Origin of the sequence: Klebsiella sp. CN_Kp066 (assembly GCF_040065135.1) — a bacterium.
In the GTDB taxonomy this organism is placed as follows: domain Bacteria; phylum Pseudomonadota; class Gammaproteobacteria; order Enterobacterales; family Enterobacteriaceae; genus Klebsiella; species Klebsiella oxytoca.
The window spans coordinates 68,802-93,958 of the sequence record NZ_JBEAIU010000058.1 but is presented as its reverse complement, the minus strand read 5'-3'; the positions used below and the strand labels follow the sequence as shown (position 1 = coordinate 93,958).

23 protein-coding genes and 1 pseudogene are annotated in these 25,157 nt (G+C 54.7%); 14 read left to right on the top strand and 10 right to left on the bottom strand.

Features of this window, described 5'->3' with window-relative positions; translation table 11 throughout:
* Window positions 1-152 precede the first annotated feature (152 nt).
* Window positions 153-1,745 carry an ABC-F family ATPase gene (locus ABLV75_RS25915; protein ID WP_016808105.1) on the bottom strand — a complete coding sequence of 531 codons (1,593 nt, stop codon included), beginning with the start codon at window positions 1,743-1,745 and terminating at the stop codon, window positions 153-155.
* Between the two features lie 178 nt (window positions 1,746-1,923).
* Here ABLV75_RS25915 and ABLV75_RS25910 point away from each other — a divergent pair, with 178 nt between their 5' ends.
* Both ABLV75_RS25910 and ldtB read left to right on the top strand, forming a co-directional pair.
* On the top strand, window positions 1,924-2,706 hold the full coding sequence (locus ABLV75_RS25910) for a tyrosine-protein phosphatase (protein ID WP_004100507.1): 783 nt from the start codon (window positions 1,924-1,926) through the stop codon (window positions 2,704-2,706).
* A gap of 190 nt (window positions 2,707-2,896) precedes the next feature.
* Window positions 2,897-3,811, top strand: coding sequence for a L,D-transpeptidase (ldtB, locus tag ABLV75_RS25905; protein WP_004100506.1), 915 nt, complete (start codon window positions 2,897-2,899; stop codon window positions 3,809-3,811).
* Between the two features lie 45 nt (window positions 3,812-3,856).
* On the opposite strand, the gene ABLV75_RS25900 is transcribed toward ldtB, so the two are convergent.
* The 5 genes from ABLV75_RS25900 to mntR form a co-directional block, all read right to left on the bottom strand.
* Window positions 3,857-4,573, bottom strand: coding sequence for a GntR family transcriptional regulator (locus tag ABLV75_RS25900; RefSeq protein WP_004100505.1), 717 nt, complete (start codon window positions 4,571-4,573; stop codon window positions 3,857-3,859).
* Window positions 4,574-4,643: 70 nt separating this feature from the next.
* Window positions 4,644-6,020, bottom strand: a complete 1,377-nt coding sequence (locus ABLV75_RS25895; protein ID WP_004100504.1) for a glycoside hydrolase family 1 protein — start codon at window positions 6,018-6,020, stop codon at window positions 4,644-4,646.
* Window positions 6,021-6,172: 152 nt separating this feature from the next.
* On the bottom strand, window positions 6,173-7,213 hold the full coding sequence (locus tag ABLV75_RS25890; protein WP_004100503.1) for an aldo/keto reductase: 1,041 nt from the start codon (window positions 7,211-7,213) through the stop codon (window positions 6,173-6,175).
* Between the two features lie 110 nt (window positions 7,214-7,323).
* Complete coding sequence (locus tag ABLV75_RS25885; protein ID WP_004100502.1) at window positions 7,324-8,430, bottom strand: anion transporter; 1,107 nt, start codon at window positions 8,428-8,430, stop codon at window positions 7,324-7,326.
* A complete protein-coding gene (mntR, locus tag ABLV75_RS25880; RefSeq protein ID WP_004100501.1) occupies window positions 8,427-8,900 on the bottom strand; it encodes a manganese-binding transcriptional regulator MntR in 474 nt (157 codons plus the stop codon). The genes ABLV75_RS25885 and mntR overlap by 4 nt, the downstream gene beginning before the upstream one ends.
* A 182-nt stretch (window positions 8,901-9,082) precedes the next feature.
* On the opposite strand from mntR, the gene mntS reads away from it, so the two are divergent.
* Window positions 9,083-9,208: a manganase accumulation protein MntS gene (gene mntS / locus ABLV75_RS25875; RefSeq protein WP_004100500.1), complete on the top strand. Its 126-nt coding sequence runs from the start codon at window positions 9,083-9,085 to the stop codon at window positions 9,206-9,208.
* Window positions 9,209-9,475: 267 nt separating this feature from the next.
* Window positions 9,476-11,053, top strand: a complete 1,578-nt coding sequence (locus ABLV75_RS25870; RefSeq protein ID WP_004100499.1) for a phosphoethanolamine transferase — start codon at window positions 9,476-9,478, stop codon at window positions 11,051-11,053.
* 70 nt (window positions 11,054-11,123) lie between these two features.
* Here the strand turns inward: ABLV75_RS25870 and ompX are convergent, their stop codons facing one another.
* Complete coding sequence (gene ompX / locus ABLV75_RS25865) at window positions 11,124-11,636, bottom strand: outer membrane protein OmpX (protein ID WP_004100497.1); 513 nt, start codon at window positions 11,634-11,636, stop codon at window positions 11,124-11,126.
* Window positions 11,637-11,987: 351 nt separating this feature from the next.
* Here ompX and rhtA point away from each other — a divergent pair, with 351 nt between their 5' ends.
* The 6 genes from rhtA to ybiO all read left to right on the top strand — a co-directional run bounded on the left by rhtA (window position 11,988) and on the right by ybiO (window position 18,552).
* Window positions 11,988-12,875 carry a threonine/homoserine exporter RhtA gene (rhtA, locus tag ABLV75_RS25860; protein ID WP_004100495.1) on the top strand — a complete coding sequence of 296 codons (888 nt, stop codon included), beginning with the start codon at window positions 11,988-11,990 and terminating at the stop codon, window positions 12,873-12,875.
* Window positions 12,876-13,091: 216 nt separating this feature from the next.
* Window positions 13,092-13,595 (top strand): DNA starvation/stationary phase protection protein Dps, encoded by a 504-nt coding sequence (dps, locus tag ABLV75_RS25855; RefSeq protein WP_004100493.1) that lies wholly within the window; start codon window positions 13,092-13,094, stop codon window positions 13,593-13,595.
* 376 nt (window positions 13,596-13,971) lie between these two features.
* Window positions 13,972-14,718 carry a glutamine ABC transporter substrate-binding protein GlnH gene (glnH, locus tag ABLV75_RS25850; protein WP_004100491.1) on the top strand — a complete coding sequence of 249 codons (747 nt, stop codon included), beginning with the start codon at window positions 13,972-13,974 and terminating at the stop codon, window positions 14,716-14,718.
* A gap of 133 nt (window positions 14,719-14,851) precedes the next feature.
* The gene (gene glnP / locus ABLV75_RS25845; protein WP_004100490.1) at window positions 14,852-15,511 is read left to right on the top strand and encodes a glutamine ABC transporter permease GlnP; all 660 of its coding nucleotides are present in this window, start codon (window positions 14,852-14,854) and stop codon (window positions 15,509-15,511) included.
* Window positions 15,508-16,230 carry a glutamine ABC transporter ATP-binding protein GlnQ gene (gene glnQ, locus ABLV75_RS25840; RefSeq protein WP_004100489.1) on the top strand — a complete coding sequence of 241 codons (723 nt, stop codon included), beginning with the start codon at window positions 15,508-15,510 and terminating at the stop codon, window positions 16,228-16,230. Before glnP ends, glnQ begins: the two co-directional genes overlap by 4 nt.
* Before the next feature lie 111 nt (window positions 16,231-16,341).
* Window positions 16,342-18,552, top strand: coding sequence for a mechanosensitive channel protein (ybiO, locus tag ABLV75_RS25835; protein ID WP_016808139.1), 2,211 nt, complete (start codon window positions 16,342-16,344; stop codon window positions 18,550-18,552).
* Here the strand turns inward: ybiO and rlmF are convergent.
* On the bottom strand, window positions 18,547-19,461 hold the full coding sequence (rlmF, locus tag ABLV75_RS25830) for a 23S rRNA (adenine(1618)-N(6))-methyltransferase RlmF (RefSeq protein WP_004100487.1): 915 nt from the start codon (window positions 19,459-19,461) through the stop codon (window positions 18,547-18,549). The genes ybiO and rlmF overlap by 6 nt on opposite strands.
* A gap of 96 nt (window positions 19,462-19,557) precedes the next feature.
* Here rlmF and ABLV75_RS25825 point away from each other — a divergent pair.
* The 3 genes and pseudogenes from ABLV75_RS25825 to ybiJ all read left to right on the top strand — a co-directional run bounded on the left by ABLV75_RS25825 (window position 19,558) and on the right by ybiJ (window position 21,230).
* Window positions 19,558-20,172, top strand: a pseudogene (locus ABLV75_RS25825) (flavin reductase family protein).
* Between the two features lie 245 nt (window positions 20,173-20,417).
* On the top strand, window positions 20,418-20,684 hold the full coding sequence (locus ABLV75_RS25820) for a DksA/TraR family C4-type zinc finger protein (RefSeq protein WP_004100483.1): 267 nt from the start codon (window positions 20,418-20,420) through the stop codon (window positions 20,682-20,684).
* Between the two features lie 285 nt (window positions 20,685-20,969).
* Window positions 20,970-21,230, top strand: coding sequence for a DUF1471 family protein YbiJ (gene ybiJ / locus ABLV75_RS25815; RefSeq protein ID WP_004100481.1), 261 nt, complete (start codon window positions 20,970-20,972; stop codon window positions 21,228-21,230).
* A gap of 132 nt (window positions 21,231-21,362) precedes the next feature.
* Here ybiJ and ybiB read toward each other — a convergent pair whose 3' ends face one another.
* A complete protein-coding gene (gene ybiB, locus ABLV75_RS25810; RefSeq protein WP_004100479.1) occupies window positions 21,363-22,331 on the bottom strand; it encodes a DNA-binding protein YbiB in 969 nt (322 codons plus the stop codon).
* Between the two features lie 42 nt (window positions 22,332-22,373).
* The gene (dinG, locus tag ABLV75_RS25805; RefSeq protein ID WP_004100477.1) at window positions 22,374-24,518 is read right to left on the bottom strand and encodes an ATP-dependent DNA helicase DinG; all 2,145 of its coding nucleotides are present in this window, start codon (window positions 24,516-24,518) and stop codon (window positions 22,374-22,376) included.
* A 444-nt stretch (window positions 24,519-24,962) separates the two neighbouring features.
* On the opposite strand from dinG, the gene ABLV75_RS25800 reads away from it, so the two are divergent.
* Window positions 24,963-25,088: a small membrane protein gene (locus tag ABLV75_RS25800; RefSeq protein WP_142447817.1), complete on the top strand. Its 126-nt coding sequence runs from the start codon at window positions 24,963-24,965 to the stop codon at window positions 25,086-25,088.
* The last annotated feature ends 69 nt before the right edge of the window (window positions 25,089-25,157 follow it).

Genomic DNA, 25,157 nt, shown 5'->3' with positions numbered 1-25,157 from the left:
AGCCGCTCTGTTCTCTACAAGGGGTATTCTGCACGCTGCTCCCGGGGGCGGCGCTCAACGCGCCTTGCCCGGGCTACAGGTTCATCGCCGTCTGTGGGAGGTATCCGGATAAAGCGCAGCAGCGCCGCAATCCGGGACAAACAACAGGAAAACTATTCGATACCTTTGCTGCGCAGATAATCTTCGTAGTTACCGGTGAAGTCCACAACGCGCTCCGGCGTAATTTCAATCACTCGGGTCGCCAGCGAGCTTACAAACTCACGGTCGTGGGAAACGAAAATCAGCGTGCCCTGATACATCTCCAGCGCCATGTTCAGCGATTCGATCGATTCCATATCCAGGTGGTTGGTGGGTTCATCCATCACCAGAATATTCGGTTTTTGCATCATCAGCTTACCGAAAAGCATACGGCCTTTTTCGCCCCCGGAGAGTACTTTCGCCGGCTTTTTGATATCGTCCTGGCTGAACAGCAGTCGACCAAGGATGCTGCGCACCGCCTGCTCATCGTCGCTTTCCTGTTTCCACTGGCTCATCCACTCAAATACCGTCAGATCGTTTTCAAATTCATATTCATGATCCTGCGCGTAGTAGCCAATCTGCGCATTCTCAGACCATTTAACGGTACCGTTGTCCGGCGCCAGATCGCCGACCAGGGTTTTCAGCATCGTGGATTTACCCACGCCGTTGGCGCCCAGAATGGCAACCTTTTCTCCCACTTCCAGCAGCAGGTTGAAGTTTTTAAACAGCGGGCCGTTATCAAAACCTTTAGCCAGCGCTTCCACTTCCAGGGCGTTACGGAACAGCTTCTTATCCTGCTCAAAGCGAATGAACGGGTTCTGGCGGCTGGAGGCTTTCACTTCGTCCAGCTTGATTTTGTCAATCTGACGGGCGCGCGAGGTCGCCTGGCGAGATTTAGAGGCGTTAGCGCTAAAACGGCTGACGAAAGATTGCAGGTCGGCGATCTGCGCTTTTTTCTTGGCGTTGTCAGCCAGCAGACGTTCGCGCGCCTGGGTCGCCGCGGTCATGTATTCATCGTAGTTGCCAGGATAAACGCGCAGTTCGCCGTAATCCAGATCCGCCATGTGGGTACAGACCATATTCAGGAAGTGACGGTCGTGCGAAATGATGATCATGGTGCTATCGCGGTCGTTGAGCGTCTGCTCCAGCCAGCGGATGGTGTCGATGTCCAGGTTGTTCGTCGGTTCGTCGAGCAGCAAAATGTCCGGATTAGAGAACAGCGCCTGCGCCAGCAGCACGCGCAGCTTCCAGCCGGGAGCGACTTCGCTCATCGGACCGTAATGCTGTTCAACCGGGATCCCCACGCCGAGCAGCAGCTCGCCGGCGCGCGCCTCAGCGGAATAGCCGTCCATCTCGCCATATAGCACTTCAAGGTCAGCCACTTTGTAGCCGTCCTCTTCGCTCATCTCCGCCAGGGAGTAGATGCGATCGCGCTCCTGCTTCACTTCCCACAGCTCGCCGTGGCCCATAATCACCGTATCCAGCACGCTGAACTCTTCAAACGCAAACTGATCCTGGCGCAGCTTACCGATACGCTCGTTCGGATCGAGGGAGACGTTGCCCAGCGTCGGCTCAAGATCGCCGCCGAGGATCTTCATAAAGGTCGATTTGCCGCTACCGTTGGCGCCAATCAGGCCGTAACGGTTGCCGCCGCCAAATTTGACGGAAATGTTTTCGAACAGCGGCTTACTGCCGAACTGCATGGTGACGTTGCTGGATACTAGCACGGGGTTATCCTGAAAATAGAGAATGAGAAGTGTGATGAACCAGACATTATGCCAGCAAATGCTTCACTTTTCACGGGCCGTTATAAAATCATCACTGCCGCCTGTGTTAGGGTCGTTGTCACCTTGCGCGGTTATACTACTCAGTGCGTAATTTTTTACCCTAATCTGGAAGGAACCTATGACCACAATCTCCCGCCATCCGGCCTTCTTATCGCTGCAGGGCGGTATCAACTTTCGTGACCTGGGCGGCCAGCGTACCGCCGACGGCCGCCGCGTGCGGTCGGGGAAGCTTTTCCGCTCCGGCTCGCTGCATATGATGACGACCGCTGACTTAACCCACCTGGACGCTATCCCGCTCAGCCGGGTGATAGATTATCGCGATCCGGGAGAAGTGCATCGTAGCCCCGATAAGCTGAACGAAACGGCCCACTATCTCAACGCCCCGGCGAATCCTCACGTTCGCGACGTCAACGCTAAAGTCACCGAGCTCAGCGCCGCCACGCTCAACGCCCTTAACGGCGAGCAGTTTATGCTGGAGCTCTATCGCCAGCTGCCGTTCAACAACGCCGCTTATCGCCAGCTGGCCGGTTGGCTGATGGAACCCTTCGACGGCGCGCTGCTGCAGCACTGCGCGGTGGGCAAAGACCGCACCGGCGTTGGCTGCGCATTGACGCTGTTCGCCCTCGGCTGCGATCGCCATACGGTGATGGAAGAGTACCTGCTGACCCAGGGCATGCTGACTGAGGTCGAGAATTTCATGCTCGATTCCCTCGGCGATGAACTGACCGCTCGCGGCCGGCAGAACCTGGCGGAAATCATGACGGTTCATGAGTCTTATCTTGCTGCCGCGCTTTCTCAAATCGACGACCGCTACGCCAGCGTCGATGCCTGGCTGGAGAAAGAGTATCAGCTTACGCCGCAGGCGCGTGAAGCGCTCCAGTCGCGGCTTCTGGAGGGGTAATCCCCTCCCGTTTTCAGGCGGCAGGGCCAGCGTTGACGGGCTACACTCTCGGTCACAGGAAAAAAATGTGATTTCGTACACATCTCATTTACCTGTTTGGCGGAAAGCACATATAATGCGCTCCCATCGACTCCCTGTTTAAACTGACAAAGGCCTGTGCGGCATTAACATCGCCCACGACATAAAGATTATGAAATTATCAACACTCTTCGCGGCAGCCTTCGCCATCGTGGGCTTTTGCAACACAGCTTCTGCTGTAACTTATCCTCTGCCCACCGACGGCAGCCGTCTGATTGGTCAGAACCAGGTGATCACCATTCCGGAAGGCAACAAGCAGCCGCTGGAATACTTCGCCGCCGAATACCAGATGGGTTTATCCAACATGCTGGAAGCCAACCCGGGCGTGGACACCTTCCTGCCGAAAGGCGGCACCGTGCTGAACATCCCGCAGCAGCTGATCCTGCCGGACACCGTGCATGAAGGTATCGTCATCAACAGTGCGGAAATGCGCCTCTACTACTACCCGAAAGGCACCAACACCGTTATCGTGTTGCCGATCGGTATCGGCCAGTTAGGTAAAGACACGCCGGTCAACTGGGTCACCAAAGTTGAGCGTAAAAAAGCCGGTCCGACTTGGACCCCTACCGCCAAAATGCATGCGGAATACCGCGCGGCTGGCGAACCGCTGCCAGCGGTTGTTCCGGCCGGTCCTGATAACCCGATGGGCCTGTACGCCCTGTATATCGGCCGCCTGTACGCCATTCACGGCACCAACGCCAACTTTGGTATCGGCCTGCGCGTCAGCCACGGCTGCGTGCGTCTGCGTAACGACGACATCAAATTCCTGTTCGAAAACGTGCCGGTCGGCACCCGCGTTGAGTTTATCGATGAGCCGGTAAAAGCGACGACTGAGCCAGACGGCAGCCGCTTCATTGAAGTTCACAACCCGCTGTCCACGACCGAAGAGCAGTTCCAGGGCGGTGAAATCGTGCCGATTAATCTGACCAAATCAGTGCAGGCGATTACCAGCCAGACTGACGTAGACCAGAGCGTGCTCGATCAGGCGATTCAGAACCGTTCCGGTATGCCGGTGCGTCTGAACTAAACGCGCATAATGCAGAGAGTGGCGGGCCCGGTGTCCGCCATTTTTTTAACCGTTATTGACCAGAATGATTCCGCCGTGATCGTAGCGATAGTGGCAATGGGCATACTCCAGCGGCGTACCATCCTCCAGATAGATCACCTGTTCGACCTCCAGCACCGGGTCGGTCGCTTCGCAGTTGAGATGTTCTCTGTCCAGCGCCTGCGGTTTCATCGCCCGCACTACCCGATACGAGCCCATCATTTTAAGCCCCAGCGTCTCCTGTACGTAGCGAAACACCGAGCTTTGCAGAATCGTTTTATTCAGGCCGGGCACCAGCGCAACGGGCATCACGGTGAGATCCAGCGACACGGGCTCCTCATTGAGCAACCGCAGACGGACGAAATCATAGACCGGGGCATCGGCGTCAATCAGCAACGAGCTTTGCTCTTTTTCCGTGGGGAAACGCAGCTCGAAGCGAATCACCCGGCTGGTGACTTCCCCTAAATGTTCCCAGGTTTTGGTGGCGCCAAAATAGTCGCTGCCGGGTAGCTCCCACTGCGAAAGCTGGAGGAAATTTTTGCGCACGAAGGTCCCCTGCCCCTTACGGGTGTAGATAAGGCCTTCGACAATCAGCTGGCGCATCGCCTGTTGAATGGTCATCCTGCTGGTGCTGAACTCTGCCGCCAGGGCGAACTGATCGGGTAACGGCGCGCTGGCGGGATACTGGCGGCTGATAATACGTTTTTTGATTTCCCGCGCGATACTCAGATATTTGGCCGTCATTCCCCGATCCTTTTACGTGACTGATTGTGGCTGGCGGGCAGAATATACCATCTGCCCGCGCGAGGCGCCGCTACATCTCTGCGCCATGACTATGGATGACCCGTTTCAGCCAGGCATAGCTTTTCTTCGGTACGCGCTTAAGGTCCTTGAGGTCGTGGTTGTCCCGGTTCACGTAGACAACTCCGTAGCGTTTACGCATATCGCCCTGCGAACTGAGGATATCGATCAACCCCCAGCCCAGGTAGCCAATCACCTGCGCGCCATCGTCAAATATCGCCTCTTTCATGGCGTTGATATGGTCGCGATGATAGGCAATGCGGTAGTCGTCAGCCACCTGGTTTACGCCGTCCCAGGACTCAATCACCCCAATGCCGTTTTCTATCGGGAACACCGGCAGACGCCAGTCGTTGTAGTAGCGGGTAATAATGGTGCGAAAGCCCAGCGGATCAATCTGCCAGCCCCACTCGGTGGCCTCCAGATAGTCATTCTTTTTATCGCCAAACTGCATGTAATAGTTGACCGGCGTGCCCGGCGGGATCGGGTCGCTATCCAGCGCTTTGCTGGCATAGTAGCTAAAGGCCAGATAGTCGATTTTAACCTGCGCCATCAGCGTCAGATCCTCTGCTCGGTAGATATCCTCCAGGCCTTCGCGGGCGACCACGTGCATGACCTCAGGGCTGTAGCCCTCCCCGGCAAAGGCGCGCAGCAGGTTCTGGTTTAAAAACTCGTCCAGCTGCTGGGCGCAAAGAATATCGCGCGGTTTGCAGGTGGCGGGATAGACCAGCGCATGGGCCAGCATCCCGCCCATCAAACACTGCGGCTTAGCCTGGTGCAGATACTGCGTCAGATGAACGTGGGCCATCATCACGTGATGCTGGATCTGATACAGCTCGCGCAGGGTCTTCTCGCCGCGCATATAGCCTGAAATCAGAAACGCGTCCGGCATATGGTAAAGATTCTGCTCATTAAAGGTCAGCCACCACTTCACCTTGTCGCCAAAGCAGTCGATCATCTTCTGCCCGTAACGAATAAAGGCCTCCATTACCCGACGGTCGGTAAAACCATTAAAGCGTTCAGCCAGCGACAGCGGCATATCGAAGTGATACAGGCAAATCATCGGCTCAATGCCACGGGCAATTAACTCGTCGATAAACTGGTGATAGAAAGCAATACCTTCTTCATTGAACTCACCGTCGCCTTCCGGGCAAACGCGGCTCCAGGCAATCTGGAAGCGGTAACAGTTCATGCCCAAATCCTGCATCAGGTCGAAATCTTCCCGATAGCGATGGTAGGAGTCGGTCGCCACCTTCCAGTCGGAAGCAAATTCCGCCGGCTGACGAATATCGTAAACCGACATCCCTTTTCCGCCCTCATTCCACGCCCCTTCGGTTTGCATACTGGAAACCGAGTTACCCCATAAAAAATCTGCCGGCAGTGTTCTGTTCATCGCTCGCCCCTATAACTAGTCATATAATTTTCATGACTAGTCATATAAACGAATTTTCATTAGCAGGCAAAGTCGAGGATCGTTTTTTGTGAGCGCCACGGATAAAAAAAGCCGGATCACGACGCGGGCGATCCGGCTTAGAGGAAAAGAAATTACTGCTGTGCGAGCTGATTACGGCGATATTCGCCCTGACGCTCCAGCATCCAGCCCGGATATTCCCGCGGCAGCGCGCTGACCGCATCAAGCCGCGACAGTTCATCATCGTTCAGGGCAATGCGGGTCGCCGCCAGATTATCGGTAAGCTGTTCGACCCGCTTCGCGCCAATAATCACGCTGCTCACCGCCGGCTGGTGCAGCAGCCAGGCCAGCGCGATTTGCGCCACCGAAACGCCCTTCGCCTCGGCAATCTCGCGCATCACATCAATACAGTCAAAAGCCCGCGCTCTGTTCACCGGCGGGAAATCAAACTCCTGACGACGACCGCCGCTCGCCGACTGCCCATCGCGATCGTACTTACCGCTGAGCAGACCTCCCGCCAGCGGGCTCCAGACCATCAGGCCCAGCCCTTCGCTCTGCATCATCGGCACCAGCTCGCGCTCCAGATCGCGCCCGGCAAGCGTGTAGTAAGCCTGCAAAGAGGCAAAGCGCGCCAGCCCAAGGCGTTCGGAAATGCCCAGCGCTTTCACTATTTGCCATGCCGCCCAGTTCGACACCCCGATATAGCGGACGTGGCCGTGCTGCACCAGATTATCCAGCGCATACAGCGTCTCTTCGATCGAAGTCGCAGGATCGAAACCATGAAGCTGATAGAGATCGATATGATCGAGCTGCAGACGACGCAGGCTCTCTTTGACGCTGCTGATAATGTGATAGCGCGAACTGCCGCGCGAGTTCACGCCTGCAGTGCCGGTTTCGCCAAAGACTTTAGTCGCCACCACCACGTTTTCACGCGGCACTTTCAGATTCTTTAGCGCCTGGCCGGTAATCTCTTCCGAGCGTCCTTCTGAATAGACATCAGCGGTGTCGATGAAGTTAATGCCCGCATCCAGCGCGTTGCCCACCAACTGCTCTGCCTCCGCCTGGCGCAGCTGCCCCACTTTCCCCCACAGGCCGCCTTCACCACCGAAGGTCATGGTGCCCAGGCACAGCTCAGAGACAAAAAGGCCGGTATGACCCAATTTTTGATAACGCATAGGACTCTCCTTCAATCAGGGTGATTCACTGCCGTGAAGAGAGTTATACCCCGGAAAAGGAGAACGCGAATGTGGCGTTTCTGTCCGTTTCTTGCCCAATTCTCTGAATATCAGAGCTGCAGCAGGCCGTATCCCACCAGCGCCGCCCACAGCAGCATGGGGAGCGAATAGAGATGGAAGCGCCACCAGATGCGACGATCGCCAGCCATGCGCAGCGCAATCAGGTTGGCCAGGGAGCCCGGCAGCAGGCCAAATCCGCCGACGTTAACCGCCCAGGCCAGCAGCGCCGATGGTGAAACGTAGTTGAGCAGTAAAATAGTTGCCGGAACGTTGCTGATGAACTGCGACAGACCAATCGTGGTCAGCCACAACCCTCCCGCCGAGAGCTGGCCAACGCCGTTGAGCGCATGCTGTAGAACGGGGAGCTGGGTCAAGAGGTGAACATCGATAAACATCGCCATAAACACCAGCAGCAGCGTCCAGTCGACGTTAACGATCACCGCCCGCGCGAGCAGCAGGAAACCCAGCGCGATCAGCGCCAGTCCCCACAGCTCCTGTTTTAGCTCCAGGGCGGTCAAAAAGACGACATAGAACGCCAGGCAGCTCCAGACCAGCTTTGGCCGCCAGGAGGGCGCCCTGTCGCTGCTCTGATAATTGAGATGCCTGGGGGGGAAACAGAACCAGCACAGCGCCAGCAGTGTCATCATCATCGCTGCTGCCAGCGGCAGCATCTGGCCGATAAAGGCCGGGAATGAGAGGCCGGAGCGCCCCCATAGCAGGATATTTTGCGGATTACCGATAGGGGTTAACAACGACCCGGCGTTCACCGCCAGCGCTTCGAAAATGATTAACCGGCTGGTCGGAATAGCGCACCATTTTTTCAGGGTCAGCGTGAGCGGCACAACGATAAACAGCGCCACATCGTTGGTTAAGAAGGTGGATAGCAGCGCGGCCGCCAGCACCATAAATATAGCCAGCTGGCGCTCGGTGACGAAGCGGCGCGCCATTTTGCGCCCTATTACGTCAAAATAGCCGCTCAGTTCAATGCCTTTGGTCAGTAGCATCAGCCCGCTAAGGGTGATAATCGTATGCCAGTCAATGGCGTGTAGCCAGCCTGCAGGGGCAAACGGTACAAAGAAGCTTAAAACAACGCCGACAACCAGCAGCAGGTGTAGAAAGCGGTCGCGGATCAGCGACTGAACAAAGACGAGGTTCATTCTCCCGATGACCCCTGCTTGAGGGTAAACTGTTTAAACATCGCCAGCGTCTCTTCGCTGACGTGGTGCTCCATACCTTCGGCGTCGCGACGCGCAATCTCCGGGCTAACGCCAATCACCAGTAAAAAGTTTTCCACGATCTGGTGACGTTCGCGGCTTTCATGCGCCAGCTTCTCGCCTTCAGGCGTTAAAAAGATCCCCCGCCAGGGGATCTGTTCGATCAGCCCAACGCTGGCCAGCCTTTTTAACATTTTGGCAACTGTTGGCTGCGACACCCCAAGCCGCGCGGCCATATCCACCTGGCGGGCTTCGCCCACTTCCATTATCAGATCGGAAATCAGCTCCACGTAGTCATCAATCAACTCCCGACGATGCGCCTCGCGCACCTGACGAAATCCCTCAACGTGTTCTTCGACATTCACTAGCTGCGTCACTTTTTTTGTTATTGGCTTACCTGCGCGACGGTTCATTGTGCTTCCTCATTCCTGTGACGCATCAAGCATCATATAAAAGGATCCCCATTGTAATGGATCGCGCACAGAGAACAAAAAATTAACGTTTTAGCCATAGCTATAAAATATAGCCTGTGCTATATCTGTATGTAATACACACATCCTTCAAGGAGCGAAGGACGAAGTTACAGGAGGTCGATATGAATGAATTCAAGAGGTGCTTAAACGTGTTTACCCATTCTCCTTTTAAAGTGCGGTTAATGCTTGTCGGGATGCTGTGCGATCTGATCAACGGCAAACCGCAGCAGGATAAACCCAACAACTAATGCGGCGTCGCGGTACGCCGCTTCATTTTTCTGCCACAAATTCCTGCCACACTGGCTGATTACTCAGCGCTTCAGCGACTTTTTTCAAGTTTTGTAAGCTTTCTCCCAAAACAATCCGTTATGGACTGTTGACCTTACCATTTGCAAGCCCTATCTTTTGTCAGCCCTGCCACTACTGCGGCTCGCAGAGACCCTCTTCACGCACTGTCCAGCAGGTTTTACCCCTTGATGCCAGGGGATACACATGGCTCTTTTTGATTGTTTACTATGAATGTCACGCTGAAAGAAACGCTGGTCGCCCGCAGGCCGGTACTGAACCCATGGACAGGATTCTACTTTTTACAATCGCTGTTTATTAACCTGGCGCTGGGCTATGAGTTTAGCCTGCTCTATACCGTTGCTTTTACCTGCGTGCTGCATCTGCTGTGGCGGAGCTTTCCGCGCGCGCAAAAAGTGGTCGTTGGCGTCTATTCACTGCTGGCGGCCATGTACTATCCGTTTGGCCAGGCCTACGGCGCGCCGAATTTCAACACGCTGCTGGCGCTGCACGCCACGAACATCGAAGAGTCCACCGAAATCCTCACCATTTTCCCGTGGTACAGCTATCTGCTGGCCGTGTTTATCTTTGCGCTCGGGGTGATTGCCGTGCGCCGCAAACCGGAAGCTCCGGCGCGCTGGGGGAAAACAGATACGCTGGGACTGCTGTTCTGCATCGCTATTTTCTTTCTGCAACCGGTGCAAAACCTTGCCTGGGGCGGCGTCTTTAAGGTCATCGATACCGGCTACCCTGCCGTCCGCTTCGTTAAAGATGTGGTGGTGAATAATAGTGAAGTACTGGATGAGCAGGCGCGGATGGCGCAGCTGGCGAATATGAAAGACAGCTGGCACGTGCTGGCGGTAAAGCCAAAGTATCATCTGTACGTGGTGGTTATCGGAGAGAGCGCGCGCCGTGATGCGCTCGGTGCCTTTGGCGGCCACTGGGACAATACGCCGTTCGCCAGCTCGGTCAAAGGCTATTTATTCAACGACTATATCGCCGCCAGCGGTTCAACGCAGAAATCCCTCGGATTAACCCTGAACCGGGTGGTCGATGACAAACCGCAGTTTCAGGATAACTTTGTCACCCTCGCCAACCGTGCCGGTTTTCAGACCTGGTGGTTCTCAAATCAGGGGCAAATTGGTGAATATGATACGGCGATTGCCAGTATCGCCAAACGCGCAGACGAAGTTCAGTTCCTTAAAAACGGCGATTTTGAGGCCAACAAAAACACTCAGGATGAGCAGCTATTAAAGCTGACCGCGCAGGTGCTTGCCACCCGCCGTACCCAGCCGCAGCTAATCGTCCTGCATTTGATGGGCTCACACCCGCAGGCCTGCGATCGCACCAAAGGCAAATACGCCGTTTTCGTGCAGTCGAAAGAGACCTCCTGCTATCTCTACACCATGACGCAAACCGATACGCTGTTGAGCAATCTTTATACTCAGCTACAAAATTCGGGGGAAACCTTCTCGATGACCTATTTTTCCGATCACGGTCTGGCCTTTAAGGAGCGCGGGAAAGAGGTGCAGTATCTGGCACACGACGATAAGTACCAGCAGAATTTCCAGGTGCCGTTTATGGTGATCTCCAGCGATGATAAAGCGCATAAGATCATTAAAGCGCGACGTTCCGCCAACGACTTTCTCAGCTTCTTTTCGCAGTGGACCGGTATCAGCGCTCAGGAGATCACCCCGCGCTATCGCTTTATCTCAGAGCAGAAGGCTGGCCCTATCTACATCACCAACTTCCAGCTGAAGAAGGTCGACTATACCCATCTGGGGACCGACGCGTTCACCGTCAATTAACGATGGCGCGTAAGTCGCAGGCAAAAAAAATCCGCCCCATGGAGGCGGATTTTTTATATCACCGAAGTGATTAGAAGCGGTAACCTACGCCAGCGATCCAGGTGCCAACGTCAACGTTACGAATGCGAGACTGCTCGTAGGAGAAGTCCAGAGCAACGTTTTCGATCGGGTTGAACTGCAGGCCAGCACCGTAAGAGAAACCGTAGTCGCTCATGTCAGTTTTGTTCGGGTAGCTGTTGTTCTGGAATTTACCGTAACCAACACCTACTACGCCGTAGATGCTTGCCCAGTCATTCAGACGGTAAGCCGGACCTGCGGTGATGCCGTAGTACTGGCCTTTTTTGTAAACGCCAGACTCAGAACGATCTTTCTCGGTGTAGGTGAAAGAACCGATAACACCCAGCGGGTTGTTATCTTGCTCGTAGCGGTACTTCAGGTTGAAACCGCCTGCTTTGTTAGCTTCGCCCTGCATGTCGCTCTGAGCGTAACCACCGGTAACGGTAGAAGTCGCAGCGAAAGCAGTGGTGCCTACGGATGCAGCCAGAACAACGGCCAGTGCTGAAAAACGTGCAATTTTATTCATAACCACCTCAAATGTGTTTCTAATAAGTCCTAAGTCTTAAATATAACAAAAACTTTTGGGAAACTCTTTTCACTTTACATTGTCTAACGTACTTTTTCATGTAACTAAAGGTTTCTACGTTTCTATAACAAACTGGAAAACAAACCTTTTTTACAAATATAGACCTATTAAGGCCTATAAAGCACCCGACGCGTATCCAGATTATTCCTAATCTTCTGGTGAATTTATCTTCGCCCCCGCGCTATTGTACTGCTTTCACTCCCCTTTTTTTCAACAATAGCTCAACCGGCGCGGGGTAATTCATTTACACTGGAACCTTTACCGCATTTGACAAAATTGACAGGAGAAAGGATGCCCGGCTCGTCCCGTAAAGTACCGGCATGGTTGCCGATACTGGTTATTTTAATCGCCATGATTTCCATTCAGAGTGGCGCATCGCTGGCCAAATCACTGTTTCCGCTCGTCGGCGCGCCCGGCGTTACCGCCCTGCGCCTGGCTCTCGGTACCTTCATCCTGGTGGTTATTTTCAAACCCTGGCGTCTTCGCTTTGCGCCGGAGCAGCGTCTGCCGCTACTCTTCTATGGCCTGTCGCTGGGCGCGATGAACTACCTGTTCTATTTATCAATTCAGCGCATTCCGCTAGGCGTTGCCGTCGCGCTGGAATTTACCGGCCCCCTGGCGGTGGCGCTCTTTGGCTCCCGCCGCCCGCTGGATTTCGTCTGGGTAGCGCTGGCGGTGCTTGGACTCTGGTTTCTGCTGCCGCTGGGGCAAAGCGTTGCCCAGATCGATCCCATCGGCGCGCTGCTGGCGCTTGGCGCCGGCGCCTGCTGGGCGGTCTACATTCTCACCGGCCAGCGCGCAGGGGAAGAGCATGGTCCTGCCACGGTCGCCATGGGATCGCTCATTGCTGCGGTGGTCTTCGTGCCGATGGGGATGATTCAGGCCAGCGATACGCTATTTCAGTGGGGACTATTGTTACCGGGCCTTGGGATCGCCATTTTATCCACTGCTCTGCCCTATTCTCTGGAGATGGTGGCCCTCACCCGCATGCCCAGCAAGACCTTTGGCACCCTGATGAGCATGGAGCCCGCTTTGGCCGCGCTTTCCGGCATGGTGTTTCTTGGTGAAACGCTAACTGCAACCCAGACCCTGGCGCTCGGGGCGATCATTCTGGCATCAATGGGCTCGACGCTGACAATGCGCCGGGAGACAAAAATTCAGAAAGTCGACATCAGCTAAAGAACAGGCCCTGAGCAAGAAAACCAGTCAGGGCCTTTGATTCATAAAGATTTTTGCCAATCCAACAGCCCTGCGCTATCAGACCGATAGAGACTACCGCCGCTGCAAAGCTCAAATCCGTTGCTATACTTAATTCCGCAAGTTATTGGGATGAGACGCTCCGAATAATTCGAATTTGAAGTATGACGAGTACAAATATCAAGAGGATATGACATTATGAGTACCGCAAAACTGGTTAAAACTAAAGCAACGAATCTGCTCTATACCCGTAACGACGTCGCAGATAGCGCGAAGAAAGCGACCGTTGAGCTGCTGAATCGCCAGGTGATCCAGTTCATTGACCTGTCTCTGATTACTAAACAGGCTCACTGGAATATGCGCGGTGCAAACTTCATTGCCGTTCATGAGATGCTGGACGGCTTCCGCACCGCGCTCGTCAACCACCTTGATACCATGGCTGAACGTGCCGTCCAGCTTGGCGGCGTGGCGCTGGGTACCACTCAGGTCATTAACAGCAAGAGCCCGCTGAAAAGCTATCCGCTGGATATCCATAGCGTCCAGGACCACCTGAAAGAGCTGGCCGACCGCTATGCCATCGTCGCCAACGATGTGCGTAAAGCCATCGACGAAGCAAAAGATGAAGATACCGCTGATATCTTTACCGCCGCTTCCCGCGACCTGGATCAGTTCCTGTGGTTCATCGAAGCGAATATCGAGTAAGCCAACTGCCGTCAGCCACGCTGGCGGCTTTTTTATTTCTTTTCCCCACCCCCCCACTGCGCACCACATTAGTGCATGAGATTGGTCAAAATACGCGCCAAAGTAAATCAATTGTAATAATCACCTCACACAATCGTTACATCAAGATTGTTTTAACATCAGGGTTTGCGTTAAAAATGCACTTGTTATGCGATGCGCTTATGATGCACCAAAATAGCGCCCCATATCGGTGCGTTTAACATTATCCCTTATCAAAATCGTGCAGCAGGAATTATCCTGGTTGTTATAAAACAACAGGTTGTAAAACTGGCATGATTTTTTCATAAGGCAACTCGTTCTCGCAGGGGATCGTCCCGTGGATATAAAAGGAAATGCTATGAAGTCTGTATTTAAAGTTTCACTGGCTGCACTGACCCTGGCTTTTGCGGTTTCTTCTCACGCCGCTGATAAAAAACTGGTTGTCGCTACCGACACGGCGTTTGTTCCGTTCGAATTTAAACAGGGCGATAAGTACGTCGGTTTCGACGTTGACCTGTGGGCTGCCATCGCAAAAGAGCTGAAGCTTGACTACACCCTGAAGCCAATGGACTTCAGCGGTATTATTCCGGCGCTGCAAACGAAAAACATCGACCTCGCGCTGGCGGGGATCACTATCACTGACGAGCGTAAAAAAGCCATCGACTTCTCTGACGGCTACTACAAAAGCGGTCTTCTGGTGATGGTGAACGCAAATAATAACGAAATTAAGGATGTCAAAGACCTGAACGGTAAAGTGGTTGCCGTGAAGGGCGGTACCGGCTCGGTAGATTACGCGAAAGCCAATATCAAAACCAAAGATCTGCGCCAGTTCCCGAACATCGATAATGCCTATATGGAACTCGGTACCGGGCGCGCCGATGCGGTTCTGCACGATACGCCAAACATCCTTTACTTCATCAAAACCGCAGGTAACGGTAAGTTCAAAGCGGTAGGCGACTCGCTGGAAGCGCAAAACTACGGTATCGCTTTTCCGAAAGGTAGCGACGAGCTGCGTGAAAAAGTGAACGGCGCGCTGAAAACTCTGCGTGAAAACGGCACTTATAACGAAATTTATAAAAAATGGTTCGGTACTGAACCTAAATAATAATTAGCGATGCTCTCTTCCAGGCCTGCTGTGGTCTGGTAGACCTGGAGCTTTCCGGGCTACCCGTCAGCAGGCCTGAATAGTTTTCTCAGAGGAATTTCCTCTGTTTTCGACACGGTAACAGGAACATATTATGCAGTTTGACTGGAGTGCCATCTGGCCCGCCATCCCCATTTTGCTGGAAGGCGCCAAAATGACGCTGTGGATTTCGGTCCTCGGCCTGGTCGGCGGTCTGATAATCGGTCTGGTAGCCGGTTTCGCCCGCTGTTTCGGCGGCTGGATTGCCAACCACATTGCGCTGGTCTTTATTGAAATCATCCGCGGCACCCCGATTGTGGTGCAGGTCATGTTCATCTACTTCGCTCTGCCGATGGCCTTTAGCGATTTACGTATCGACCCGTTCTCCGCGGCGGTAGTCACCATTATGATTAACTCTGGCGCCTATATTGCGGAAATTACCCGCGGCGCGGTGCTGTCGATTCACAAAGGCTTCCGGGAAGCCGGCCTCGCCCTGGGTCTTTCTCGTCGCGAAACTATTCGCTACGTAATCCTGCCGCTGGCGCTGCGCCGTATGCTGCCGCCGCTGGGCAACCAGTGGATTATCAGCATTAAAGACACCTCGCTGTTTATTGTCATCGGCGTAGCCGAGCTGACCCGCCAGGGCCAGGAAATTATTGCCGGTAACTTCCGCGCGCTGGAGATCTGGAGCGCCGTTGCGGTTATCTATCTAATCATCACCCTGGTGCTGAGCTTTGTTCTGCGTCGTCTTGAAAGAAGGATGAAAATCCTGTGATTGAATTTAAAAACGTTTCCAAGCACTTTGGCCCAACCAAAGTGCTGCATGATATCGATCTGAAGATCAACCAGGGCGAAGTCGTGGTGATTATCGGGCCGTCCGGCTCCGGTAAATCGACCCTGCTGCGCTGTATTAACAAACTCGAAGAGATTACCAGCGGCGAGCTGATCGTCGATGGTCTGAAGGTCAACGACCCGAAGGTTGATGAGCGGCTGATTCGCCAGGAAGCCGGGATGGTGTTCCAGCAGTTTTATCTGTTCCCGCACCTGACCGCGCTGGAAAACGTGATGTTTGGCCCGCTGCGCGTACGCGGCGCCAATAAAGCGGCGGCGGAAAAACTGGCGAAGGATCTGCTGGCAAAAGTGGGCCTCGCGGAACGCGCGCACCACTACCCTTCCGAGCTTTCAGGCGGCCAGCAGCAGCGCGTAGCTATTGCCCGGGCGCTGGCGGTTAAACCTAAAATGATGCTTTTTGATGAGCCAACTTCCGCGCTCGATCCCGAACTGCGTCATGAAGTACTGAAAGTGATGCAGGATCTGGCTGAAGAAGGCATGACCATGGTCATCGTCACCCACGAAATCGGCTTCGCCGAAAAAGTGGCTTCCCGCCTGATCTTTATCGATAAAGGGTGCATTGCCGAAGATGGCGATCCGCAGGTGCTGGTCAACAACCCGCCAAGCCCGCGTCTGCGGGAGTTTTTACAGCACGTCGCCTGACCCCAGCCCGGCTCTCCCTTCGCGGGAGAGCCGCTTTCCAGAATCATCCCAACCTCGCGCTCCGGATCTCGTCTTCTATACTTAACGGTTTGAGATGCAATGGAGGTGCCTGTGCCGCGGATTTTGTTCCTGCTCGCTTTACTCTTCACCGCTCCGCTATGGGCCGCGACGCTGCCCGGCGTTCCGGCAACCACAACGGACCACTCCAGCAGTAGCGAACCCGATCTGGCGCAGAAAAAAGCGGCCTACGGCGCGCTGGCCGACGTGCTTGAAAACGCCGATGCCCGCCAGGAGCTTATCGATCAGCTGCGTAAAGCCGCCGCCACGCCGCCGCCGGACAGTACCCCGACGCTGACGCCGCCGGAAATTAAAGACGAAACGACGGTGCTGGAAAACGTCACTCAGATCAGTCGTGAATATGGCGAACAGCTTTCGTCGCGCTTCTCCCAGCTATGGCGCAACATCACCGGCTCTCCGCACAAACCATTTAATTCGCAATCGTTTATCAGCGCCGCCTGGCATTTCCTGCTGCTTGGTGGTCTGGTCTTTGCATTCTGGTGGCTGGTACGCCTGGCTGCCCTGCCGCTGTATCGCAAAATGGGGCACTGGGGACGACATAAAAACCGCGACCGCAGCAACTGGCTACAGCTGCCGGCCACGATTGCCGGCGCATTTATTTTCGACCTGCTTCTGCTGGCCCTGACGCTGTTTGTTGGCCAGCTATTAAGCGATCGCCTGAACGGTAATAATCCCACTATCGCCTTCCAGCAAAGTCTGTTTCTCAATGCCTTTGCGCTGATCGAGTTTTTCAAAGCCATTCTGCGGCTGATTTTCTGCCCACGCATCCCGGAGCTACGCCCGTTTAACCTTAGCGATGAAGCGGCAAAATACTGGAATCTGCGCCTCAGCGCGCTCAGCAGCCTGATTGGCTACGGGCTGATCGTTGCGGTGCCAATTATCTCCAACCAGGTCAACGTGCAGTTCGGGGCGCTGGCCAATGTGGTCATTATGCTATGCATTACGCTCTGGGCCCTGTATCTGATATTCCACAATAAGCAGTTAATTACCCAAGGGCTTATCCATCTTGCCGACCGATCGCTGGCCTTTTTTAGCCTGTTTATCCGCGCCTTTGCTCTGGTGTGGCACTGGCTGGCCTGCGCCTATTTCATCGTGCTGTTTTTCTTCTCGCTGTTCGACCCCGGTAACAGCCTGAAATTTATGATGGGCGCGACCCTACGCAGCCTGGCCATCGTCGGCGCCGCCGCGCTGGTCTCCGGTATTCTGTCGCGCTGGATTGCGAAAACCATCACCTTGTCGCCGGAAACCCAGCGTAACTATCCTGAACTGCAAAAACGACTTAACGGCTGGATCTCCGCATCGCTGAAGGCCGCGCGTATCCTGACGGTCTGCGTGGCGATTATGCTGCTGCTCAGCGCATGGGGGCTGTTCGATTTCTGGCAGTGGATGCATAACGGCAGCGGGCAAAAAGCGGTTGATGTGCTGATTCGTATCGCGCTGATCCTGTTCTTCTCGGCGATTGGCTGGACGCTGCTCGCCAGCCTGATTGAAAACCGGCTGGCATCGGACATTCACGGTCGACCATTGCCCAGCGCCCGCGCCCGAACGCTGCTGACGCTATTTCGCAACGCGCTGGCGGTGGTGATCAGTACCATTACCATTATGATCCTGCTTTCGGAAGTGGGGGTGAATATCGCCCCGCTGCTGGCTGGCGCGGGCGCGCTGGGCCTGGCAATTTCATTTGGCGCGCAGACCCTGGTCAAAGATATTATTACCGGCATTTTTATTCAGTTCGAGAACGGTATGAATACCGGCGACCTGGTGACGATCGGGCCGCTCACCGGGACGGTGGAGCGCATGTCGATTCGCTCCGTCGGCGTCCGTCAGGATACCGGCGCTTACCATATTATTCCGTGGTCTTCGATAACCACCTTCGCCAACTTCGTTCGCGGTATCGGCTCGGTGGTGGCCAACTATGACGTTGACCGGCATGAAGATCTGGATAAGGCTAACCAGGCGCTGAAGGATGCGGTCGCGGAAGTGATGGCGCAGGAAGAGATTCGCGGGCTGATCATTGGCGAGCCATCCTTCACCGGCGTGGTAGGCTTAAGCAATACCGCCTTCACCCTGCGCGTCACCTTTACCACCCTGCCGCTCAAGCAGTGGACGGTCAGATTCGCCCTCGATACGCAGGTGAAAAGGCATTTTGACCTCGCAGGCGTGCGGGCGCCGGTACAAACTTATCAGGTTCTGCCGATGCCAGCACCCGCAGGACCGCCTGCCCCCGCCGAGCCCACGTTATAGCGTGCGGCGACGTTTGGCCTCATCCATAAAGGTCCAGGCGATAAAGCGGCTTTGCTTATTCCCCTGGGCCATCTCTTTCTTCACCACTTTCACCGCGCCGACGTCGGTCAGCGCGCGATATAGCGGCGGCAGGTTGTCGCCGCGAGAAACCAGCGAAGTAAACCATTTAACCTGACGAGCAAACGGCTTGCTCTCTTCAATCATCTGCGTAATAAAGGCCACCTCGCCGCCTTCGCACCACAGCTCCTGCTGCTGGCCGCCAAAGTTCAGCACGCTCTCCTCGCCCAGTCCCAGGTTGCGACGTTTACGCTCGCCGCCCGCCTGCGCGCTGGCGGCGGAATCATGGAACGGCGGGTTGCACAGGGTCGCATCGTAGGTCTCATTTTTATGAATAATGCCGGTCAGAATCGCGTTGGCGTCTTTTTGACGACGCAGGCGGATCTGGCGAGTGAGCCCCGGATTGCCGTTGATGATAGCCTGGGCACTGGCGAACGCGTCGGCGTTCACTTCGCTGCCGGTAAAACGCCAGCCGTACTCGTGCGCGCCAATGAGCGGATAGATGCAGTTTGCGCCAACGCCAATATCGAGAATGCTGGCGTTGGCCGGGATCGTCCCGCTATCCAGCGCCAGCAGATCGGCGAGGTGATGGATGTAGTCAGCCCTGCCCGGCACCGGCGGGCAGAGAAAGCCGTCGGGAATATCCCAGTGTTTCACCGCGTAAAAATGCGCCAGCAGCGCTTTATTCAGCGCCTTCACCGCCAGCGGGTTAGCAAAGTCGATAGTCTGCTCACCCACCGGATTAAGGGTGATGAAGGCCTGCAGCTCAGGATGGGCCTGGCACAGCGCGGGCAGATCGTAGCGTTGATGGTGACGGTTACGCGGGTGTAACCCCGGTTTCTGGGCTTTCATGGCATTCTCCTTTGAACAGCCGCGTAAGATACCCGTTGACGGCGGCGCGGTAAATAAGTGAGTCTGGATATCTTCTTTATTTGTCACGAGTGTCGTATGTACTTCTACCAACCTTCGCAAGGACACGGGCTGCCGCACGACCCGCTTAACGCGATTATCGGACCACGGCCTATCGGCTGGATAGCTTCCGTGGATAATAGCGGCCAGCATAATCTTGCGCCGTATAGTTTTTTCAACTGCTTTAACTATCGGCCGCCGATTATTGGCTTCGCCAGCAGCGGCTGGAAAGATAGCGTGCAGAATATCGTTGAGACCAAAGAGTTCGTCTGAAACCTCGCCACCCGCCCCCTGGCGGTCGCGATGAACGAAACCTCTGCCAGTATCCCGCGTCACGAAGATGAATTTGTCCGCGCCGGGCTCACTCCCGCCGCCAGCCGTCTCGTCAGCGCCCCCCGGGTAGCCGAAAGTCCGGTCAATTTTGAGTGTCGCCTGTCGCAATGCATCCAGTTAACCACCGCCGAAGGGCTGGCGGTTGACACCTGGCTGGTGCTGGGCGAAGTTGTGGCAGTGCATATTGATGAGTCGCTGCTGGAGGACGGGATTTACCAGACCGCCAGGGCTCAGCCGATTCTGCGCGCGGGCGGCCCCAGCGCCTATTACGCCATTGATGAAAGCCTGCGCTTTGACCTTGTGCGTCCGGACGCCCGCTAGACGTTTATTCCTACTCCCCCGACCGGCAAGCTCGCCGCCGGGCTGGTCGGGAAGCGGCTTTTTATCCGCCTGTTATCATCCCTTTAACCTCCCCGGCGGAGGCCTGCGCGCAAACGCCCTTTCAGTATCCCTCTCTCCACTGCGTCAACCCTGGATTTTCTCTGCAGTGAACATGACTCCTTGTCTGGTCATTTTTTGCCCCCATATTTCCTATACTAAAGAAAGACGAGATAGCGAGGTGGACTATGGCTTCAGGCTGGGCAAATGACGACGCGGTGCAGGAACAAATCGATAGCACTATCAATGACGCGATTGCACGGGCGCGAAATGAGCTGTCATCGGGTGAGAGCAACAAATTTTGTGAAGAATGCGGAGAGCCGATCCCCGAAGCGCGTCAGCGCGCGGTCGCGGGCGTGAAATACTGCATAAAATGCCAGCAGGAGAAAGATTTACATAACAATACATTTTCAGGATATAATCGCAGAGGTTCCAAAGATAGCCAGCTTCGTTGACCGATATTTACCGTTCATTACCGCATATCGCGTTATCTTTTCGCGCACGTTTTTTGGCAAGCGGCGTGGCAATATGTGCCCTTAAAGCCCTCTGAACTTCATCCTCACGGCTTTTGCTTTTCCCGGCCAAAATAATTTATTAATATTCAATAAATTAATACTTATTCAAAAAATTAGATGGACACTGTTAATTTCCTTCGATTTTATCTCCCGTAAAAAACCGTGATACTTATCACATCGACGCAACATCGTCCCCTGAACAGAACAACCTGCGAGAGATTAACTATGAAAAACATGAAATTTGCTGCCGCTGCCATCGCCCTTTCCGCTCTCTCTTTTGGCGCATTCGCCGCCCAGCCGGTGACCTCGGCTCAGGCAGAAAGCATGAATAAAATTGGTGTAGTTTCCGCTGAAGGCGCGACGACGCTGGATGGACTGGAAGCTAAACTGGCTGAAAAAGCAGAGGCTGCCGGCGCGACCGGTTACAGCATCACCTCAGCTAACAGCAACAACAAACTTAGCGGTACCGCGGTTATCTACAAATAATCGCCGCTAATTGCCGCTATTTCCTGTAGCAACACCCTGTAATGCCACTGTTTTAACCCTGTAAGATCCTTTAATACCCTTGCCTTGCCCGTCCACGCCACTGGACGGGCTTTTTTTTGCCTGCCGCTACGGTTACCAGCGCTCAGCCACCTTTGCCAGGCCCTGTTCAAGAGACGGAACCGCGCCGGTGGCCACAAGACAGCAGGCCAACTGAATTCGCAATGATTGCGGTAGCGGTGCGCTCCCGACGATGCAGCGCTCAATCCAGCGGGCGGTGACTTCAGGATCTTTTGACTCCGGCAGGGCGAGTGCCTGCGCGGCTACGCTATCCTGTCGTTCATTTACCACCCGCATACCAGATGCATCAATCAGGCTAATCTGCGGACAGCGCTGCGGGTTGGCGTAAACCTCCCCTTCGGTACCGTGCATCAGCAGCGCCCGCCCGCCGATTTCGGCAAAGAATTTCGCTACCCGGCCGACGTATTCCGGGTGTGAAACGCTCGACAGGCGCAGCGCCGCCTCTTCCGCAAAGGGTGTCGCCAGCTTGGCCAGCGTGTGGGCGCTGTTGCGCACGCCCATGCGCCAGCGCATCGCCAGCTGTTTTTCCAGCGGTGGGCAAAATGCGCCGACCGGAACGTAAACCGGCTGATGGCTATCCAATCGCGCCTGGGCCTGACCCGCGTGAAGCGTCGCCGGGATACCCATCAGTTCAAAAATCGTTTCCGTCACCACGCGGGTCGGATCGTGGCTCACGCCGTGGACGATGACCGGGAAGCCGAGCTTATGCAACAGGACGGCAAGCAGAGGGGTCAGGTTTGCCTGTTTACGCGCGCCGTTATAGCTGGGGATCACAATCGGCATCGGTTTGGCAACCGGCGGAGTCAGCTTAATCGTATGCGCCTGCATCGCTTCATAGAAGCCCTTCATCTCCGCTTCGCCTTCGCCTTTAATGCGCAGAGCGATAAGAATGCCGCCGAGCTCAAGCTCAGGCACCTCGCCGTTAAGCATCCGCGAGTAGAGCGCGCGGGCTGTCTCCACATCCAGGTCGCGGGCGTGGTTCTTTCCGCGCCCGACTTCTTTAATAATCTTGCTGTAGTCCATTGCAGGCTCCTCTGAGCTTCTCACATCGTCGACATTGCACCACTATCGCCGCTTGCGACGCGTCGGTTTTGCTTTCGTTTTTACTATAACCTCAGGGACGGCAGGCTGCTCTATCGGAAATACGGGTAATGCGTTCAACAGGCGCTTACCGTAATTTTTGGTTAACAGACGTTTATCATAAATCACCACCTCTCCCCAGCAGCTATGGCTGCGGATCAGGCGCCCCACCTGCTGAATCAGGTTGAATGACGCGCTGGGCAGGCTCTGGACTTCGAACGGATAGCGGTTGAGGCTTTTGAGCCATTCACCTTCGGTGATCACCACCGGGCTGTCTATCGGCGGGAAAGCTATCTTATGGATATGCACCTGGCTTAACAGCTCGCCTTTTAAGTCCAGACCTTCCGCAAAGGATTGCAGCCCAACCAGTACGCTGCGCTCGCCGCCTTCAACGCGTTTGCGGTGCAGCTCCACCAGTTGGTAGCGGGGCTTATCGCCCTGAACCAGCAGCAGCAGGCGCAGATCGGTCACGTGCTCGAGAAAACGCTGCATCGCTCGTCCGCTGGCGAACAGCACCAGCATGCCGAGATGCTTTTTGCTCTCGACCTGTTCACGGAAATAGGCGGCCATTTCGGCAATATGCTGCTCTTCGTTATCGATAAGCGGTTCATAATGCATCTGCGGAATGACGATTTTACCCTGTTCGACGTGGTTGAAGGGCGAATCCAGCGCCACAAAGCGATCTCCGGCTTTCTCTTTCAGCCCGCTCATCTCCTGCAGGCGAGAGAAGCTGTTCAAAGAACGCAGCGTCGCGGAGGTGACGACGATATGCGGGACGCTGCGCCAGAGCAGCCTTTCCAGCTGATCGCTGACGCGGATCCCCACGCAGTGGAACCAGATATGCATCTGACCATCGCGCAGATCGCGGGTGACCCATTTAGTCACCGGCGCGCCGGAGGACTGCGCCAGCGACGCCAGCCGCCACAGTTTACTTTGGCTTTCAAACATCCCCAGCGCGCGGTTCATCTGCAGCAGAACCCGGTGCAGACGCACCACATCGTGCGTGCCGGTTTTTTCGCCCAGATCGTTAAGGAACAGCTCCGCCAGGCCGCGTAGCGTTTCGGTGAGTTTCGCCAGCCGCTGGCAGATCTCCATGACTTCCTGCGGCAGTTCCCCCATCGGAAAGCGATGCTCCGCCTCCTGGCCGGCCGGCATGTAGAGATTGAGAATATTATTCAGCGAGGAGATTAGCTCGAACAGCTCTTCGCAGTGTCCAGTCAGACGTTCGGGATTCGCCAGCGGCGGCGTGGTCTTAGGGCGAAACTGCTCCATGCAGGTCGCAACCAGCTTGGTGAACAAATCCAGCTGCAGGCGATACCACGGGGCGGTAATTTCAGCGCTCATTTCCAGCGCATCGCGGGCGACCTCCGGCAGATGGTGGCCTTCATCAAGCACCAGCAGTAGATGCTTCGGCTCCGGCAGCACCGCTTCGCTCTCCATAGCCGCCATCACCAGCGCATGGTTCGCCACCACCACTTCCGCTTCCTGGATTTCCCGTCGGGCGACAAAGAACGGACATTCGCGATAATAGTGACAGTTTCGATTCAGGCAGCTGGCTTTATCCGTGCTCAGGCGGCTCCACAGAGAATCATCCACGTTTTTGTCGGTATGATCGCGCAGGCCGTCCCATTTGTACCTATCGAGATCCGCTTTCAGCGTTGCGCACAGCTTCTGCTCCGCCTGGTTGTTAGGCGTGAGTTCGTCATCAAGAAAGGCCAGCAAATCCTGCTGCGTCGGTTCCGTGCTGGCAAGCGCGGCCAGGTTACGCGGGCAGACGTAGCGCCCGCGGCCAAAGGCGGCGGTAAAGCGCAGATCGGGGATGATTTTGCGCAGCAGCGGCAGATCTTTACTGTAGATTTGGTCCTGCAGCGCAACGTTGGCGGTACTGACCACCAGCGTTTTTTGCTCTTCGCGGGCAATAGCAATGCCAGGGATCAGATACGACAAGGTTTTGCCGACCCCGGTCGGCGCTTCAATCGCCAGGTGCCGCCCCTCTTCTCCGGCGAGCGTCTTCGCCACATCGGCGATCATCTGCCGCTGCGGAGGCCGGGGAATAAAGTCAGGAATTTGTTCCTGAAGCGCCTTATACCAGGCGGCGATTTGCGCTTTCAGCGCTGCGGTCAAAGCCATGAGAAAACCTGAATACTGTATAAACAGCCACTATTGTGCCATTTTTGCCGGGAGGGAGGTATCCCTTTTTCGGCAAACAGGAAGCGGTCTCGCAGAATCAGGTTGAAGTCGGTTTATGCAGCCACAACCAACGCTCGACATCCACTTAATGAATAATGTGTCATAACGTTATTTTATCCGGGCTGAATATAATTTTCAAAATACCAGCACAGTCACCAAAATCGCTATCAATTTAACTTTATGGGCATTCAAAAAAACATGAAGATGTTTAAAATCATCTAAACGAATTCCGAAAAATATCGTCAAAAAGACCGTAAAATTAAAATTAATCCTTTAATTTCAGACACATTAAGAATATCTACACTCATAATATATTATATCTTAAACGCTAATCCGTATACTGCTTTATGAACCCGCAGGGTCTGTAAATTATTGAGGGTATATATGGTTTCTTTTTTAATGTTATTAGTATCTGTCATTCTTTTGATAGTTGCAGGTTATAACTTTGTTAGTTATTGCAAAAATCGTAAAAATAGTTCATTGCCAAAAGTAAGATCTCATAAAAGATAAATAGCGAGCGGCAACATTGAAGTCAGACTTAGCGGGAGAGTGTTAAATTTTAATCGCGATGTGTTCTGA